The sequence below is a fragment of the Cognatiluteimonas profundi genome (assembly GCF_009792795.1).
GTDB lineage: Bacteria > Pseudomonadota > Gammaproteobacteria > Xanthomonadales > Xanthomonadaceae > Cognatiluteimonas > Cognatiluteimonas profundi.
Genome location: NZ_VKHQ01000004.1, coordinates 362,698 through 378,717, shown reverse-complemented (window position 1 = coordinate 378,717; position 16,020 = coordinate 362,698). Strand labels below are relative to the sequence as shown.

Annotated in this window: 13 protein-coding genes; 8 read left to right on the top strand and 5 right to left on the bottom strand. The window is 69.6% G+C overall.

Annotated elements, in window-relative coordinates; all coding sequences use genetic code 11:
* Positions 1-14: 14 nt before the first annotated feature.
* Positions 15-746 (bottom strand): YdcF family protein, encoded by a 732-nt coding sequence (locus tag GST15_RS08330; RefSeq protein ID WP_159016786.1) that lies wholly within the window; start codon positions 744-746, stop codon positions 15-17.
* Positions 747-881: 135 nt separating this feature from the next.
* On the opposite strand from GST15_RS08330, the gene GST15_RS08325 reads away from it, so the two are divergent.
* Genes GST15_RS08325 through GST15_RS08310 form a run of 4 tightly spaced genes read left to right on the top strand, consistent with a single transcriptional unit; the run spans position 882 to position 5,348 of the window.
* Positions 882-2,075, top strand: a complete 1,194-nt coding sequence (locus GST15_RS08325; RefSeq protein ID WP_159016785.1) for a beta-ketoacyl-[acyl-carrier-protein] synthase family protein — start codon at positions 882-884, stop codon at positions 2,073-2,075.
* Between the two features lie 28 nt (positions 2,076-2,103).
* On the top strand, positions 2,104-2,892 hold the full coding sequence (locus tag GST15_RS08320) for a beta-ketoacyl synthase chain length factor (protein ID WP_159016784.1): 789 nt from the start codon (positions 2,104-2,106) through the stop codon (positions 2,890-2,892).
* A 9-nt stretch (positions 2,893-2,901) separates the two neighbouring features.
* A complete protein-coding gene (locus tag GST15_RS08315) occupies positions 2,902-3,717 on the top strand; it encodes a glycosyltransferase family 2 protein (protein ID WP_159016783.1) in 816 nt (271 codons plus the stop codon).
* Complete coding sequence (locus tag GST15_RS08310) at positions 3,714-5,348, top strand: NAD(P)/FAD-dependent oxidoreductase (protein WP_159016782.1); 1,635 nt, start codon at positions 3,714-3,716, stop codon at positions 5,346-5,348. The genes GST15_RS08315 and GST15_RS08310 overlap by 4 nt, the downstream gene beginning before the upstream one ends.
* 42 nt (positions 5,349-5,390) lie before the next feature.
* On the opposite strand, the gene GST15_RS08305 is transcribed toward GST15_RS08310, so the two are convergent.
* The 4 genes from GST15_RS08305 to GST15_RS08290 all read right to left on the bottom strand — a co-directional run bounded on the left by GST15_RS08305 (position 5,391) and on the right by GST15_RS08290 (position 9,384).
* Positions 5,391-5,843 carry a hypothetical protein gene (locus GST15_RS08305; protein ID WP_159016781.1) on the bottom strand — a complete coding sequence of 151 codons (453 nt, stop codon included), beginning with the start codon at positions 5,841-5,843 and terminating at the stop codon, positions 5,391-5,393.
* A gap of 94 nt (positions 5,844-5,937) precedes the next feature.
* Entirely contained in the window at positions 5,938-7,611 is a 1,674-nt protein-coding gene (locus GST15_RS08300) for a type IV secretory system conjugative DNA transfer family protein (protein ID WP_159016780.1), read from the bottom strand.
* 178 nt (positions 7,612-7,789) lie between these two features.
* Positions 7,790-8,104, bottom strand: a complete 315-nt coding sequence (locus GST15_RS08295; RefSeq protein ID WP_325064768.1) for an EF-hand domain-containing protein — start codon at positions 8,102-8,104, stop codon at positions 7,790-7,792.
* Positions 8,105-8,175: 71 nt separating this feature from the next.
* Positions 8,176-9,384: a DesA family fatty acid desaturase gene (locus GST15_RS08290; RefSeq protein WP_159016779.1), complete on the bottom strand. Its 1,209-nt coding sequence runs from the start codon at positions 9,382-9,384 to the stop codon at positions 8,176-8,178.
* 273 nt (positions 9,385-9,657) lie between these two features.
* On the opposite strand from GST15_RS08290, the gene mutM reads away from it, so the two are divergent.
* The 4 genes from mutM (at position 9,658) to GST15_RS08270 (ending at position 15,988) form a co-directional block, all read left to right on the top strand.
* The gene (gene mutM / locus GST15_RS08285; protein WP_159016778.1) at positions 9,658-10,485 is read left to right on the top strand and encodes a bifunctional DNA-formamidopyrimidine glycosylase/DNA-(apurinic or apyrimidinic site) lyase; all 828 of its coding nucleotides are present in this window, start codon (positions 9,658-9,660) and stop codon (positions 10,483-10,485) included.
* A gap of 75 nt (positions 10,486-10,560) precedes the next feature.
* Entirely contained in the window at positions 10,561-11,127 is a 567-nt protein-coding gene (locus GST15_RS08280; RefSeq protein ID WP_159016777.1) for an ECF-type sigma factor, read from the top strand.
* A 15-nt stretch (positions 11,128-11,142) separates the two neighbouring features.
* Positions 11,143-13,944: a serine/threonine-protein kinase gene (locus GST15_RS08275; RefSeq protein WP_159016776.1), complete on the top strand. Its 2,802-nt coding sequence runs from the start codon at positions 11,143-11,145 to the stop codon at positions 13,942-13,944.
* Positions 13,945-14,008: 64 nt separating this feature from the next.
* Positions 14,009-15,988, top strand: coding sequence for a UvrD-helicase domain-containing protein (locus tag GST15_RS08270; RefSeq protein WP_159016775.1), 1,980 nt, complete (start codon positions 14,009-14,011; stop codon positions 15,986-15,988).
* Positions 15,989-16,020: the final 32 nt, after the last annotated feature.

The following is a 16,020-nucleotide window of genomic DNA, read 5'->3' as shown; positions in this document are numbered from 1 at the left end:
CGCCGGACCTCGAATCAGGTGACGCGCGCCAGCATCCGGCGGTGGCCGATCAGGCGTGCCCAGCGGGTGCCGACATCCGACCAGCACACGTAGGCGGCCTCGCCGGCCAGCCGCAACAGCGTGCGCGGACTCCACGGCAAGCGTGTTTCGGCCGCGCACAGCTCGCAGTCGAAGCCCAGCTGGCGGGCGAACAGCGCGCAACGGGCGAGGTGGTAGCGGTTGCTGAGCAGCGTCACCCGCGGCAGCGCGCCGACGCCCGTCGTGGACAGTGGCAGCGTCCCGATCAGCCGGATGGCGCCATCGCGCAGCAGTTCGCGCGCATTGCGCAGGTTCTGCAGGGTGTCGCGCGATTGGCCTTCCAGCTGCAGCGGGACCTGCGTGTCCAGGCCGCCGGCGAGCAGCGCGGTACGCGCGACCTCGGCTTCGGTGGCCTCGCCGTCGGCGCCGCCGCCCAGCAGGACCACGCGGGACGGCCGACGTTCGTTCCACAGCGAGACCGCCCGATCGAGCCGGGCCTGGAAATCGCGATCGATGCGTCCGCGCGGGGCATGCTTGCCGAACAGCAGCACGCAGTCGCCTTGTTCAGGTCTGCACGGTGCCCGACGCGCGACGCGGATGACGTGCACCAGGTACGCCACGTACACCAGGCCCGCGCTGAGCACGCAGGCCGCCGCGGCGACGAAACCCGAATGCAGCACGTCGCCGTCCCCGAGCAGGGCGAGGCGATGGTCGTGGCGGCTGGACATGCGCGGACTGTAGCCCCTGTACGGCGCCCGTTCCGGGACGCTGGCTATACTTCTTGCCTTGGCCTGGCGCGGTTGTCGATGCGTCGGGCGACCGAAAGTTTACCGGAGTCGTGCGTGCCGCCAATGTTGTCCCCGATGCCAGCGCTGTCCATTCGCGCCTACACCGCCACCACCGCGCTGGGTCGCGGCCGCGCGGCGCAGGCCGATGCCTTGCGCGCGCGTCGTGGTGGCCTGCGCCGCAATGATTTCGGCGACGCTGCGCTGGATACCTGGATCGGTCGCGTCGACGGGCTGGAGGAGGCGCCGCTGCCGGCGGCACTCGCGCAATGGGAGTGTCGCAACAACCGTCTCGCGTGGCTGGCGCTGCAACAGGACGGCATGCTCGATGTGGTGGCCGCGATGCGCGGGCGCCATGGCGCCGATCGCGTGGCACTGGTGCTGGGCACCTCCACCGCCAGCATCGGGGAGACCGAGGCGGCCTACGCCGACCTGCGCGGCGACGCCGACGGCCGTCCGCAATTTCCGCCGGCGATGCAACGGTCCATCGTGCATACGCCGCATTCGCTGGGTGATTTCGTACGCGAGGCAACCGGGTTGCGCGGCCCCTGCGTCACCGTGGCGACCGCCTGCTCGTCCAGCGCCAAGGTCTTCGCGCAGGCAGCGCGGCTGATCAATGCGGGCGTGGTGGACGCCGCCCTCGTCGGCGGCGTGGACACCCTGTGCGGCAGCGTCCTGTATGGCTTCAACGCGCTTGGCCTGGTGTCCACGCGCGCCTGTCGTCCGTTCGATGCCGCGCGCGACGGCCTGTCGCTCGGCGAGGCCGGGGGTTTCGCGGTGCTGGAGCGGTCCAGCGACGGGCATGGGCTGCAATTGCGCGGTTACGGCGAATCCAGCGATGCGCACCACATGTCCACCCCGCATCCGGAGGGCCTGGGCGCGCGCCTGGCCATGCGCGATGCGCTGGCGCGCGCCGGCATCGGCGCCGACGCGGTCGGTTACCTCAACCTGCACGGCACCGCGACGCCCGCCAACGATGCGGTGGAAGCCCGCGCCGTGGCCGCGTTGTTTCCCGACACGCTGCATGCCGGTTCGACCAAGGGCTGGACCGGGCACACGCTGGGCGCGGCGGGCATCGTCGAATCGGTCTTCGCCCTGATCGCGCTCGAGGATGGACAACTGCCGGGCACGCTCAACAGCGAGCAGGCCGATGCCGCCTGTGGCCCGCAGGTCCGCTTCGACAACGCACGCCGCGAACTGCGCTATGCGATGAACAATTCATTCGGCTTCGGCGGCAACAACGCCTCGCTCGTGTTCGGCAGGGCGGCATGAGCCGCATCCACGCCGCATGGGCGGTCGCATGAGCAGTCTCGTCGCAACACTGGAGGGCGTCGGTTTCTGGGCCACCGGGCTGCCGTCCTGGGAGGCCGCGCGCGCGTTGGTCGCCGATGGCACGCAGCCGGAGGACCCGCCGCTGCGCCCGGCGCCGCAACTGCTGGCGCCCAACGAACGCCGCCGCGCGCCCGAGTCCGTCGCCGTCGCGCTGGAAGTGGCGATGGCCGCCTGCGCCGCGGCGGGCCGCGATCCGAAAACGCTGCCGTCGGTGTTCGCCTCCACCCACGGTGATCTGGCGATCACCGACTACATGTGCACGACCCTGTCGACCGACGCGGCCTCGATCTCGCCCACGCGCTTCCACAACTCGGTGCACAACGCGGCTGCCGGCTACTGGACCATCGGTACCGGCTGCGTGGAGCCGGCGACCGCGCTCAGCAGTCATGACGCCAGTTTCGCCCAGGGCCTGCTCGAGGCGATGGTGCAACTGCAGGCTGGTGCCCCGGCAGTGTTGCTGGTCGCGTTCGACGCGGCGTCCACCGGGCCGCTGGCGGCGGTGTCCAGCAGCGTCGGCCTGCTCGGCGGCGCGATGGTGCTGTCGCGCCAGCCGCGGGACGATGCGCCGCAACTGCGGCTGACGCTGGTCGACGGCCAAGCCAGGACGCCGCAGGGAGCGCTGGCGGATTTGCTCGGTCGTAACGCGATGGCGCCCATGCTGCCCCTGTTCCAGGCCCTGGCCGGCGGCCAGGACCTGTTGGCACTGCACGCCGGACCCGGGCGTCAATTGCGGGTGGAGATAGCACATGGCTGGTGAGGGCATTCGATGACATCCCTGGATCGCGGCAACGTCACGGCGGTGATTCCCGCGCTCAATGAAGCCCTGCGCATCCGCGGGGTCGTGGAGGGTGCGCTGGCCCATTGCGAACGCGTCATCGTGATCGATGACGGTTCGGAGGACGACACACTCGCGCGGATCGCCGACCTGCCGGTGACCGTGCTGCGGCACGAGCAGCGCAAGGGCAAGGGCGCCTCGCTGCGCGATGGTTTCCGTGTGGCCCTGCAGGGTGGCAGCAGCGCGGTGCTGACCATGGATGGCGATGGCCAGCATGCACCCGACGACATGCCCCGCCTGATCGAAGCCGGCAACGTGTATCCGGGCCACATCGTGATTGGCGCGCGCCTGCGCAAACGCTCGCAGCAGCCGACGTACCGCCGGCTGGCCAACGAGTTCGGCGACTGGGGCATCGCCTGGGCGACCGGTTACCAGATCGCCGATTGCCAGAGCGGACAGCGCCTGTATCCGGCCGCCGTCGCCGCGCTGGAGGACGTGCCCGGAGAGGACTTCGTCTTCGAGGCCCAGATCCTGATCTCGGCCGCGCGCATGCTCGGCTCGCGCTGCGTCTCGGTACCGATCGAATCGCGCTACAAGAGCGTGCACTCCAGCGAGGAGTTCCGCGCCAGCCACTTCAAGCCGGTCCGCGACTTCAGCCGGATCACCGGCCATATCGTCACCCAGGCGCTGCGCGGCGACAGCATCTTCGAAACCTGGCGCAGCATCCGCGCCAACCCGCCGTTGATCCACGATCCCAGCGGCGAGTTCGCACCGTCGCTGGCGGCCCGCATGCAGCGCGCCGGATGACGGCTCTGGTTGCGCCGGCCGGCAGCGACCGCACCGACGTTGCGATCCTCGGCGGCGGCCTGGCGGGTTTGACGCTGGCGATCCAGCTCAAGCAGCGCACACCCGATCTCGCGGTGACCGTCATCGAACGTCGCGCGCATCCGGTCCGCGAAGCGGCATTCAAGGTCGGCGAGTCGACGGTGGAGATCGGCGCGCATTATTTTTCGCACGTGCTCGGTTTGCGCGAGCACCTGGACGCGGAGCAGATCCGCAAGTTCGGCTTTCGCTTCTTCTTCTCCGACGGTCGCGACGATGTCGATCGCTGCACCGAGCTCGGCGTGAGCCAGTTGCTGCCGACGCCATCGTGGCAGCTCGACCGCGGCCGCTTCGAGAATTTCCTCGGCGGGCAGGCGCGCGCGCTCGGCGTCGCATTCCGCGACGGCGCGGTGGTGCGTTCGATCGAGCTTGACGCCGCATCCGGGCACGCGGTCGGCTTCGAACAGGCCGGCGTGGCCGGAACGCTCGCGGCGCGCTGGGTCGTCGATGCCTCCGGGCGCGCGGCACTGCTCAAGCGCAAGCTCGACCTGGCCGAGCCCAACGACCACGACGTCAATGCGGTCTGGTGGCGCGTCGACGGCTTCATCGATCCCAACGCCTGGTCCGACGACCTGCCGTGGCTGCAGCGCTGCGATCCACCCGATCGCTGGCGCTCGACCAACCACATGTGCGGTCCGGGTTACTGGTTCTGGCTGATCCCGCTGGCGTCAGGCGCGCATTCGCTGGGCATCGTCTGCGACGCGACGCTGCATCCGCTGGAGACGATGAACACCCACGACAAGGCGATGGCCTGGCTGCGCGAGCACCAGCCGCAGGTCGCTCGCTCGCTCGACGCGCCCGGGCATGCACTGCAGGATTTCCAGTTCCTGCGGCACTTCTCCCACGGCTGCAAGCAGGTGTTTTCGGCCGATCGCTGGGCGCTGACCGGCGACGCCGGACTGTTCCTGGACCCCTTCTACTCGCCGGGCAGCGATTTCATCGCCATCAGCAACGAATACATCTGCGACCTGGTCGAGAAGGACCGCGCCGGCCAGCGGATCGCGCCGTATGCGGCCGTCTACCAGCAGCTGTACCAGTCGTTCTACGCCAACACGCTCACGCTGTACCAGGACCAGTACCCGCTGTTCGGCGATGCGCAGGTCATGCCGGTCAAGATCATCTGGGACTACACCTTCTACTGGGCGCTGCTGGCGCCGCTGTATTTCGCCGGGCGCCTGACCGACCTGGGCATGCTGGGGCGGCTGCGTGCCGAGTTCTCGCAGGCGGCGGACCTCAACATCGCGCTGCAGGCCCTGCTGCGCGACTGGGGAAAGCGCAATACCGGGCCGCTGGTTCCCGACGAGCGCATGCTCGACCAGTACCGGATCGGCTGGTTCCACGAGATGAACCGCGCCCTGTCCGATGACCTGGACGATGCGGCATTTTTCGCACGCATGCAGGACAACATCGCGCGCATGCGCTGGCTCGCCGCAGAGGTGCTGGCGCGCGCACGCCGGGCGCACGCCGATATCGACGATCGTGGACTGGACGCGATGCTGGCGGGCGACGATGCCCATCGCTCGCTGGATGCAGCGTGGTACGCCGACGCGGCCTGAGCCGGCCGCAACGCCACCGGCCGGAATCCCACCGGACCGCGACTAGCGCGGCGGGGAAACCGCTGGCGATGCGTCGGTGACGTAGATGGCCATGCCGTGTGCGTACTTCTGGGTCGGGCTGATGTTCACCCCGACGCCGCCGCCGAAGCTGCTGTGGCCGCCAAAGTGTCCACCGCCGACGCCCACGCCGACCGCGCTGCCGCCATAGCCGCTCTCGGCTCCCTGGAAGAGCACGCCATTGGCGCCGAGTTTGGCCGCCTCTGCCCGCAGCTTCATGAGCACGGAATTGGTCTTGTTCTGTTCGCCGTAGGTGAACGGACCGCTCTGGGCCTCCAGCAGGGCCACTTCGCGATAGCGCGCGGGCGGCTGGTAGTAGATGTGCACCTGTTCGGGGGCGATGGGTGGGTAGGTCGGGCCGAGCATGACCCGCGACGTGGTTGCGCAGCCCGCCAGGGCGAGCGCGAGCAGTGCGACGGCTTGCGGACGCAGGTTCATCGGCATCTCCTCGGCTGGGAATCGAGCATACGAAGCCGCGCATGAACCATCCGTGGACGCCGCGGCGCAGCCGTGCAAGGCCCCGACCGCCGGCTCATGCGGGCACGGCGGGCACCCGCACGGCAGGCAGCAGGCGCCGGGTGAAATGCGCTTCGCGGTGGTAGCGGATCTTGTCGCACAGCACCGGATGCGCCATTCCCTCGTACAGCAGCACCTGCCGCTCGCCACCGAGCGCCTTGAGTTCCTGTGGCAGCAGCAATGCGCGCCGCTCCATGGTGTCGCTGTGCGAGGTATCGCGGCCGCGGGTGACGTGCCGGGTACGCACGGTGGTGAAACCGAGCATCTCCGAATAATCGTTGGCGTCCTGCTGCTCGCGCGGCGCGAAGACGATCTGCGCGGCATGGTTGGTGACGAGCGTGCGCGCGACGTCCTTGCCGTACGTCGCATCGAGCTGCGCCAGGCTCTGGACGACCGGCAGCAGGCGCAGGTTGTAGCCGGCCATGTAGGCGCTGGCGGACGCGAGGATGTCGAGCTTGCCGATGGCGGTGAATTCGTCCATCAGCAGCAGGCACTGGTGCCGCAGCTGCGGGTTGTTGCGCGGCAGCTCGCGGGTGTTGGCATTGATCAGCTGCGCGAAGAACAGGTTGAGGATCAGGCGGCCTTCGGCCAGCTTGTTCGGCTGGATGCCGACATAGATGCTCATGCGCCGCTTGCGCAGGTCGGTCAGCAGGAAGTCGTCGCCACTGGTGGCGGCGTCGAGCACCGGATTGAGCCAGGGATTGAGCGGCTCCTTGAAGCTTCCCAGCACCGATGCGAACGTCACCTCGGCCAGCGACAGCAGGTTCGCGAAGGCGGAGCGGGCGTGCGGTCCGAGGAAGGCCTGCGCCGACAGCGCCTCGATGCAGTCGCGCAGCGGGCTGCCATCGCCGGTGGACAGCCGGTAGAGCGCGCCGAGCGACGGCGCCGGCGGCACGCCCGGGAAACCCATCCGTGCGGCGTCGTCGCGGTTCTCGAACAGGTACAGCGCGAAGGCCATGAACGCATTGCGCGACTGGCTGGTCCAGAAGGCCTGTTCCGCGCGGCCGTCCGGATACAGCAGCGCGGCGATTCCCATCAGGTCCGAGATCCGGAACGCGGGATCGACCGACACGTAGGTCAGCGGATTCCAGCGATGCGTGCGCCCGTCCTCGGCGAAGGGATTGAACAGGAAGACAGCGTGGCCCTGGCTCTGTCGCCAGCCACTGGTGAGTTCGAAGTTCTCCTGCTTGATGTCCAGCACCACGACCGACTCGCGATACTCCAGCAGGTTCGGCACGACCACGCCGACACCCTTGCCCGATCGCGTCGGCGCGGCGAGGATCACCGATTGCTGGCCGCCGAGCCGCAACAGCCTGCCGCCATGCCGACCCAGCACGATGCCGTCGTCGGATCGCCGGAACAGGCCATGGCGGTGCAGGTCGCGGGCATTGGCGAAGCGCGCATCGCCATGGATCGACGTGCGCCTGGGCCGGAATGCCGCCGCCAGCAGCATTCCCGCAAACGCGATCGGCACGCCGAAGCCGATGGCGCCCGCCAGCTCGATGCGGCCGACGTAGGGCCGCAGCTGCGGCAGGCCGAGCGCGCGCACGTAGTCCGGATACAGATGCCAGTCGACGATGGTGGTTGGTAGTCCGAGCAGGCGCAGTGCCAGTTCGCCCGACAGGTACAGGCCGCAGGCCAGGGCCAGCAGCACGATGGCCGTGGCAAAACCGAATTTCAGCTGGCGCATGCGCGCTCGTCCCTGCGTCCGTGTGGCCGACATCCTGTCGGCGGAATGGTGGTCCGGCGGGCGCGCGGCGGTTCGATGACGAACGGCCGACGACGTGGCGCGGACTGGCGTCAATCGTCCTTGGCCGTTGTCCCCGCGTCAACATCAATCGCGCCGTCCCAGCGGACGCGCAGGCGCTTCAGCGTGGCGGCGAGGCGAGTTCGCGCGCGTCGAGGAAGCCATTGCCGTCGCGATCCTGGCGACCGAATGCCAGGGCGAGGCGGGCGCGGTGCGCATCGCGCGAGATTACCTGTCCACGGCCGCCCGGCAACTCGTCGCGCGACAGCACGCCGTCGTGGTTGCGGTCCATCGCATCGAAGCCGTAGCACAACCAGTCCTGGTACTCGGCCAGCGACACGCGGCCATCGTGATTGCCATCCATGCGCATCAGGTAGTCCGCGGGTGCCGGATCGACGGCGCTCGCGACAGCGCAGGACAGCGACGCGAGCACCACAAAAAAGCCCGGCCAGTGACGGCCGGGCTTTCGGGTGTCGCGAGGTCGCGTGGTGGCGATCGGGCCGTGCCTCAGGCAGGCATCGATCGCAGCGAGTAACCCTTCAGCCGGGCCGAGAACTCCTGCAGGGCGCGATTACCGCTGGCCTCGGCGTCATGGCACCAGGCCTGCAGGTGATGCAGCGTCTCGGAGGCGCTGTTGCTGCGGGCTTCGAGCACGGCGGCGAGGCGGGCGCGATGCTCGACCAGCGTGCGGATCCGCGGACGCTGCGCGACCCACGACTGCAGCTGCTGCTGCGCTTCGGGTTTCAGCCAGCGGCCGTCGTCGGCCAATCCCTTGCGCAGCTTGCGCGGTAGCAGCGCGCGCAGCTTCGCGCCGGCGGCACTGGCTTCCTCGCGCAGCGCCGGCTTGAGCACGTCGCGCTGGTAATCGGTCATCGCCTGGAAGCGGATCGCGAGCAAGGCCTTCAACGTGTCGGCGTCGGGCACCGAGATGTTCGGCCGTACGTCGAGCGACGGCGCGACCCGCAACACCTTGGCCAGGCCCACCGACTCGAACAGGCGGATGGCGGCCCAGCCGATGTCGAATTCCCACTTGCGCAGGGCGAACTTCGCCGAGCTGGGGAACGCGTGGTGGTTGTTGTGCAGTTCCTCGCCACCGATCCACACGCCCCACGGGGTGAGGTTGGTCGCGGTGTCGTCGGTGACGAAGTTGCGGTAGCCCCACCAATGGCCCAGGCCATTGACCACGCCCGCCGCCCAGAACGGGATCCAGAGCATCTGGATGGCCCACACCGCGACGCCGGCGAACCCGAACAGCGCGAAGCTGATGAACAGCAGCAGCGTCGGCCCCATGGTCGCGTGTGGCGTGTACAGGTGGCGCTCGATCCAGTCCGTCGGGCAGCCCTTGCCGTACTTCTCCATGTCGTCGCGCTGCGTGCGCGCTTCGCGATACAACTCGACGCCGCGCCAGAACACGGTCTTGATGCCTTTCTGCATCGGGCTGTGCGGATCTTCCGCGGTCTCGCACTTGGCGTGGTGCTTGCGATGGATCGCGACCCATTCGCGCGTCACCATCGACGTCGTCAGCCAGGTCCAGAAGCGGAAGAAGTGGGCGACGAGCGGATGGAAGTCGACGCCGCGGTGCGCCATGCTGCGGTGCAGGTAGAGGGTCACCGAGAAGATGGTGAGCTGGGTGGCGACCAGCAGGTACACGGCGAGCCCCACCCAGCCGGTCTGCAACAGGCCGTGCGCGAGGAAGCCGAGGAAGGAAGCGGGCATTGCGGACTCCGGTGGGAACGGTCGGACGGGAAGGGACGCGCGGGGCGACTGCCGCCGACGCGAAAACGAGGGTCCGCTCCAGGAGTCATCATGCCAGCTTCATGCCGCTTTCGCGCCTGGAAGGCCGGTTCCGTTCAGCCCCTTTGGGACATCGTGACGATGCGCCCACGCGCGGCAGCGACACCGTCGCATTCACGCCCGGCGCAACGCCAGCTGCCGCGTTGCCGCCATCGGCGAGGGAAGATGCAGCCATGAATCCGCGCCTGCACGACCATGCCTGAACTGCCTGAAGTCGAAACCACCCGCGCCGGCCTCGCGCCGCACCTGACCGGCCGCATCGTCGAGGGCGTCCTGCTGCGGCGGCCGGACCTGCGCTGGCCGATCCCCGATGACGTCCCGCGGCGATTGCCCGGCCAGCGCATCGTCGCCGTCCGCCGTCGCGCCAAGTACCTGCTGCTGGATACCGATGCCGGCAGCGCGCTGTGGCACCTGGGCATGTCGGGCAGCCTGCGCGTGCTTCCCGCGCGCACACCGGCACGGCCGCACGACCATGTCGACGTGATGCTGCAAGCCACGGCCGACCGACCTGCGCAGGTCCTGCGCTTCAACGACCCGCGGCGCTTCGGTTGCCTGCTGTGGCAGCCCAGCGGCCAGACGCACGCCCTGCTGCGCGACCTCGGACCGGAACCCCTGTCCGATGGATTCGACGGCGATTACCTGTTCGCGCGCAGCCGCGGCCGCACCACGCCGGTGAAGAACCTGCTCATGGACCAGCGCATCGTGGTCGGGGTCGGCAACATCTACGCCGCCGAGGCCTTGTTCGCCGCCGGCGTGTCACCGCTGCGCGAGGCCGGGAAGGTGTCGCGGGCCCGCTATGTCCGCCTCGCCGAGGCGGTGCGCCGCATCCTGGCCCAGGCCATCGTGCGTGGAGGCACGACCTTGCGCGACTACATCAGTCCGGATGGCGCACCGGGCTATTTCGAGCAGGAATTGTCCGTCTACGGACGCGGTGGACAGGCCTGCCGGACCTGCGGGCGCTTGCTCAGGCAGGCGGTGATCGGCCAGCGCGCCAGCGTCTGGTGCGGCCATTGCCAGCGCTAAACGCCAACTGGGTCACACTTCGGTCAATCCGTGGGGCTATATTGGCGCCGCCTCCGGGGGGAGTCGCAGGAAGCCATGACATCCGAGATTGCCGAGATCACGCAATGGCTGGAGGCCGCCCGGGAAGGTGACCGAAGCGCGCTCGATCGCGTCCTGGCCACGCTGTACCACGAGCTGCACGCGATGGCGCGCCGGCAACTCGCCGGCCAGCAGGCGCACACCCTGGATGCGACCGCGCTGGTCCACGAGGCCTACCTGAAGCTGATCGGGCGGCAGACGGCCCGGTTCGAGGATCGCGCCCATTTCTTCGCCTATGCCGCATCGGCCATGCGCAGCGTCGTCGTCGACTACGCCCGCCAGCGGCTGGCGCAGAAGCGTGGAGGCGACCTGCACCGGGTGACCGAATTGCCGGAAGAACTTGAGGGCGGGCTGCGCCTGGACGAGGAGACGCTGGGCCTGGACACGGCGCTGACGCGGCTGGCGGCGGTCGATACCCGGCTGGCGCAGGTCGTGGAGTTGCGTTACTTCGCAGGACTGTCGGAGCTGGAGATCGCCGCGCTGCTCAAGCGCTCCGAGCGCAGCATCCGCCGCGACTGGCAGAAGGCCCGCCTGTTCCTGCTGGCCTCGTTGCAGGACGCCTGAGCGCAGGGTCGATCGATGGACGCCGAACGCTGGCAACGGCTGTCTCCCCTGCTCGACGCCATGTTCGACCTGGAGCCGGAAGCCCGCCTGGGCTGCCTGGCGTCCCTGCGCGAGGAGGATCCGCAACTGGCCGCGGACCTGGAGGGCCTGATGGCCCTGGCCGCGGGGCGCGACGACTTCCTCTCGCAGCCTCTGGTGGCGCCGCTGCCGGGCATGCGCGCGGGGACGATGGTCGGTCCCTACCGGCTGGAGCGGATGCTGGGCGAAGGCGGCATGGGCCAGGTCTGGCTGGCCAGCCGCGCCGACGGTCTGTACCAGCGCCGGGTGGCCCTGAAGCTGCTGCGCCCGGGCTTGGCGGATCCCAAGTTGCGACTGCGCTTCACCCGCGAGCGCCAGATCCTGGCGCGGCTCGAGCACCCGCATATCGCGCGCCTGCTCGACGCCGGCATCAGCGAGGACAACCAGCCCTACCTCGCGCTCGAACATGTCGACGGTGAACCGCTGACCGACTGGTGCCGCGACCACAACCTGTCGCTGGACGCACGCCTCCGGCTGTTCCTGCAGGTCTGCGATGCGGTCAGCCATGCGCACGCCAACCTCATCGTCCATCGCGACCTGAAGCCGTCCAACATCCTGGTCACGCAGCTGGACGAGGTGCGACTGCTCGACTTCGGCATCGCCAAGCTGCTGGACACCGGCAACTTCGAACTCGAGCACACCCGCACCGGGCTGCGCACGTTCACCCTGCACTACGCCGCGCCCGAACAGATCCGCGGCGAGCCCGTCACCACGATGACCGACGTGTATTCGCTGGGCGTGGTGCTGTACGAGTTGCTGACCGACACGCGGCCCTACCGGCTCAAGCGGCAGACCGATGCCGAATGGGAGGAAGCGATCCTGGGCGTGGATCCGCTGCGCCCCTCGGCGGCGATGTCGCGCAACGAGGGAACGGCCGCCGAACAGCAGGCCCTGCGCCGCCGGGCCCGCGCGCTGGGTGGCGACCTGGACAACATCGTGCTGAAGACCCTGGCCAAGCGCCCGGAGCAGCGCTATCCGTCGGTCGAGGCGCTGGCGCTGGACCTGCAGCGCTACCGCGACGGCAAGCCGGTGCAGGCGCGCCCGCAAAGCGCCGGCTACCGGCTGCGCAAGTACGCGCATCGCCACCGCTGGTCGCTGTCCACCGCGCTGCTGGTGGCGCTGGTGTTGTCCACGGCGCTGGGCATCGTCGCCTGGCAGGCGCGCCAGGCCGTGCAGGAGGCGGCGCGCGCGCAGGCACTGCAGGACTTCATGGTGGGATTGTTCGAACACGCCGGCGGCGACAACGGCGACGGCAAGCTCGACGTGCGCCAGCTGCTCGATGCCGGCGTCCAGCGCGGAGACCGCGAACTGGCGCGACAACCCATCGGCCGCGCGGAGTTGTTTGGCGTCATCGCGCGATTGCGGCTCGGCCTGGGCGATTACCGCCAGGCACTGGTCTTGCTGGACCGGCAGGGCGCGATCCTGCAGGTGCTGGGCGACGATGCGCCGGCCGGGCTGCGGGTGGAGGCGGCCACCAGTCGCGGGCGTGCGCTGCGCCTGCTTGGCGACGAGCCGGCCTGCATCGGCGTGATGCGGCCGATGCAGGCGCTGGTCGATCGCGAGCAGCAGCAATTGCCGGTGCAGGCGGCCGAGTTCGATTCGCAGCTTGGACGCTGCGAACGCGGCATCGGTGCCACGGCTGCGGCGTCGACGCTGTTCCGCCGGGCGCTGGCGCTGCGGCGCGATCCGCTCGGCGATGTCGTCGGCATCCCGGAAAACCTGGCCGACCTGGCCGACCTGCAGAGCGACCGCGGCGACACTGGCGGCGCACTGGCCAGTTACCGCGTTGCGCTGGCGAAACTGCGCGCCAATGTCGGCCCGCGACATCCGCTGGCGATCGACCTGCTGCGGCGCGTGTGCGCAATGGAACGCATCCTCGGCGATATCCACCTGGCCGAAACCCACTGCAGCGAGGCGTTGCGACTCTCCTTCTCCGTGCACGGCCCGCAACATCCGGCGACGATCGATGCCACCCGCCAGCTGGCCGGGATCCACGTCGACGAAGGACGCCTGCGCGAGGCCGAACGCGCATACCGGACCAGCCGCGCCTGGCTGGTCGCGCACCTGGGGCCGCTGCACGACAGCGTCGCCAGGGACGACAACAGCCTGGCGATCATCGCGTGGGAACGCGGCGACATCGCCGCGGCGCTGTCGGCGCTCGACCAGGCCATCGCCATCCGGCGCCTGCGGCACAACCCGGGCGACCTCGCGGCGGTGTTGTTCAACAAGGCGATGGTGCTGCAGGACGCGGGTCGCGCGCGCGAGGCGCGTCCGCTGTTGCTGGAGGCGCGCAGGTTGCGCGCCGATCGGCTGGGGGCCGCGCATCCGCTGGTCGGCGACACCGATCGCCTGCTGGGCGAGGTCGACGCGGCGCTCGGCAACCCGCAGGCGCGCGGCGAACTGCTGCATGCGGTGCAGGCCACCCAGGCGGGTTACGGCGCGAACCATCCGCACACGCGGCGCGCGGAACTGTCGCTGGCATGGTTCGACGCCAGCCATGGCGACGCCGATGCATTGGCGCGACTCGACGCACTGTCGCGCCTGTCGCAACGCGACGTCGAACTGCGCAAGGTCGCCTGGCTGGCGGGCGCCGACGCCGCGGGCCTGCGCTGCCGCGGCACGCAACGACCGGCAGCGCTGGCGACCTTGCACGCGCTGGGCGAGGACATCGCCGTGGCGCAACCCGAGGGCGGCGTGATCGGCCGGACGGTGGGCGCCGTACGCGGGGCCTGCGGCTGAGGCGATGCCGTGGCCGGTCGCCGAGCACCGCCGGTAGACTGCGCAGCCGTTCCGATCCTTCGCCATGCACGGTCTCAATCCCCCACAACGCCAGGCCGTGCTCCACACCGAGGGCCCGTTGCTCGTGCTCGCCGGCGCCGGGTCCGGCAAGACGCGGGTGATCGTCGAGAAGATCGCGCACCTGATCACGTCCGGGCGGATGCCGGCCAAGCGCATCGCCGCGATCACCTTCACCAACAAGTCGGCGCGCGAAATGCGCGAGCGCGTCGCGCGGCGCATCAAGGGCGATGCGGCGGAGGGCCTGCTGGTCTGCACCTTCCATGCGCTCGGCCTGCGGATGCTGCAGGTCGACCACGCCAAGCTCGGGCTCAAGCGCGGGTTTTCGATCTTCGACGGCGACGACAGCGCCGCGCAGGTGAAGGACCTGCTGCCACCGGGCAGCAAGCCCGACGCGGTCGATGCCATGCGCAACCTCATTTCGCGCGCGAAGAACGCCGGACTGTCGCCGCAGCAGGCGGCGGCCGCGGCGGTCAGCGTGCGCGAACACGAGGCCGCGGCACTGTACGCGCGCTACCAGCAGCGGCTGGCGACGTTCAACGCGGTGGATTTCGACGACCTGATCCGGCTGCCGGTGCAACTGCTCGAATCCGACGCCGATTGCGTCGCCGCGTGGCGCGAGCGCATCGGCTACCTGCTCGTCGACGAATGCCAGGACACCAACGATGCGCAATACCGGCTGCTGAAGGCCATCGCCGGGCCGGCGGGGGCCTTCACCTGCGTCGGTGACGACGACCAGTCGATCTACGCATGGCGCGGCGCCAACCCCGACAACCTGCTGCAGCTGGGCAGCGATTATCCCGCGCTCAAGATCGTCAAGCTGGAACAGAACTACCGCTGTTCCAACCGCGTGCTGCGCGCGGCCAATGCGTTGATCGCGCACAACCCGCACGAACATCCCAAGACGCTGTGGAGCGACCAGGCCGATGGCGAGCGCATCCGCGTCTGGGAATGCAGGGACCACGCCCATGAGGCGGAAAAAGTCGCCAGCGAGATCCAGTTCACCAGCCAGCTGCGCAGCGCGGCCTGGAGCGATTTCTGCGTGCTGTTCCGCGGCAACTTCCAGTCGCGCGCGCTGGAGAAGGCCTTGCAGCTGCTGCGCGTGCCCTACCACCTCAGTGGCGGCACCGCGTTCCTGGATCGCGGCGAGGTCAAGGATGCGATGGCGTGGCTGCGCCTGATCGCCAATCCCGATGACGACGCGGCCTTCCTGCGCGCGGTGCAGTCGCCCAAGCGCGAGGTCGGCGCGACGACGCTGGCCAAGCTGGCCGAGATGGCGCAGCACGCGCAGCTGCCGATGGCGCGCGCGGCCGAATCGATCGCGGTGCTCAAGCAGCTGGCGCCGCGCGCGGCCAACGCGCTCGGCGGCTTCGTCGATGTCCTGCGCGGGCTGCGCAACGATGCCGAACGGCTGCCGCCGGCCGAACTCGTGCGCCGGCTCAACGAGCGCAGCGGCCTGCTGGCGATGCTGCGCGCGCAGTGCAAGGACGAGGCGACCTTCCAGCGCCGTCGCAGCAACCTGGACGAACTGGCCGACTGGTTCGATGGGCCACGCACGTCCGGCGCGGGTGAGCTCGCCGCCGCGCTCGCGCTGCTGTCGCACGCCGACAAGGGCGACGCCGGCAACCAGGTGCGGCTGATGAGCCTGCACGCGGCCAAGGGCCTGGAGTTCCGCTACGTCTTCATCGTCGGCGTCGAGGATGGCGTGCTGCCGCACGAGGCCTCGATCGACGAGGGCCGCATCGACGAGGAGCGCCGCCTGCTGTACGTCGGCATCACCCGGGCCAAGGAACAACTGTGGCTGTCGCACGCGCGCGAGGCGCAGAAGTGGGGCGATCGCCTGCGCCTGCAACCCAGCCGGTTCATCGATGAACTGCCCGCGGCCGAACTGCAGCGCGACGGCGCGGACCCGGTGGCCGATGCCGAGCGCAAGCAGGAACGCGCCACGGCGGGCTTTGCCGCGATCAAGGCGTTGCTGGGCAGCTGAGCCCGCGCAGGGACGCGAAGGGCGACGCGCGT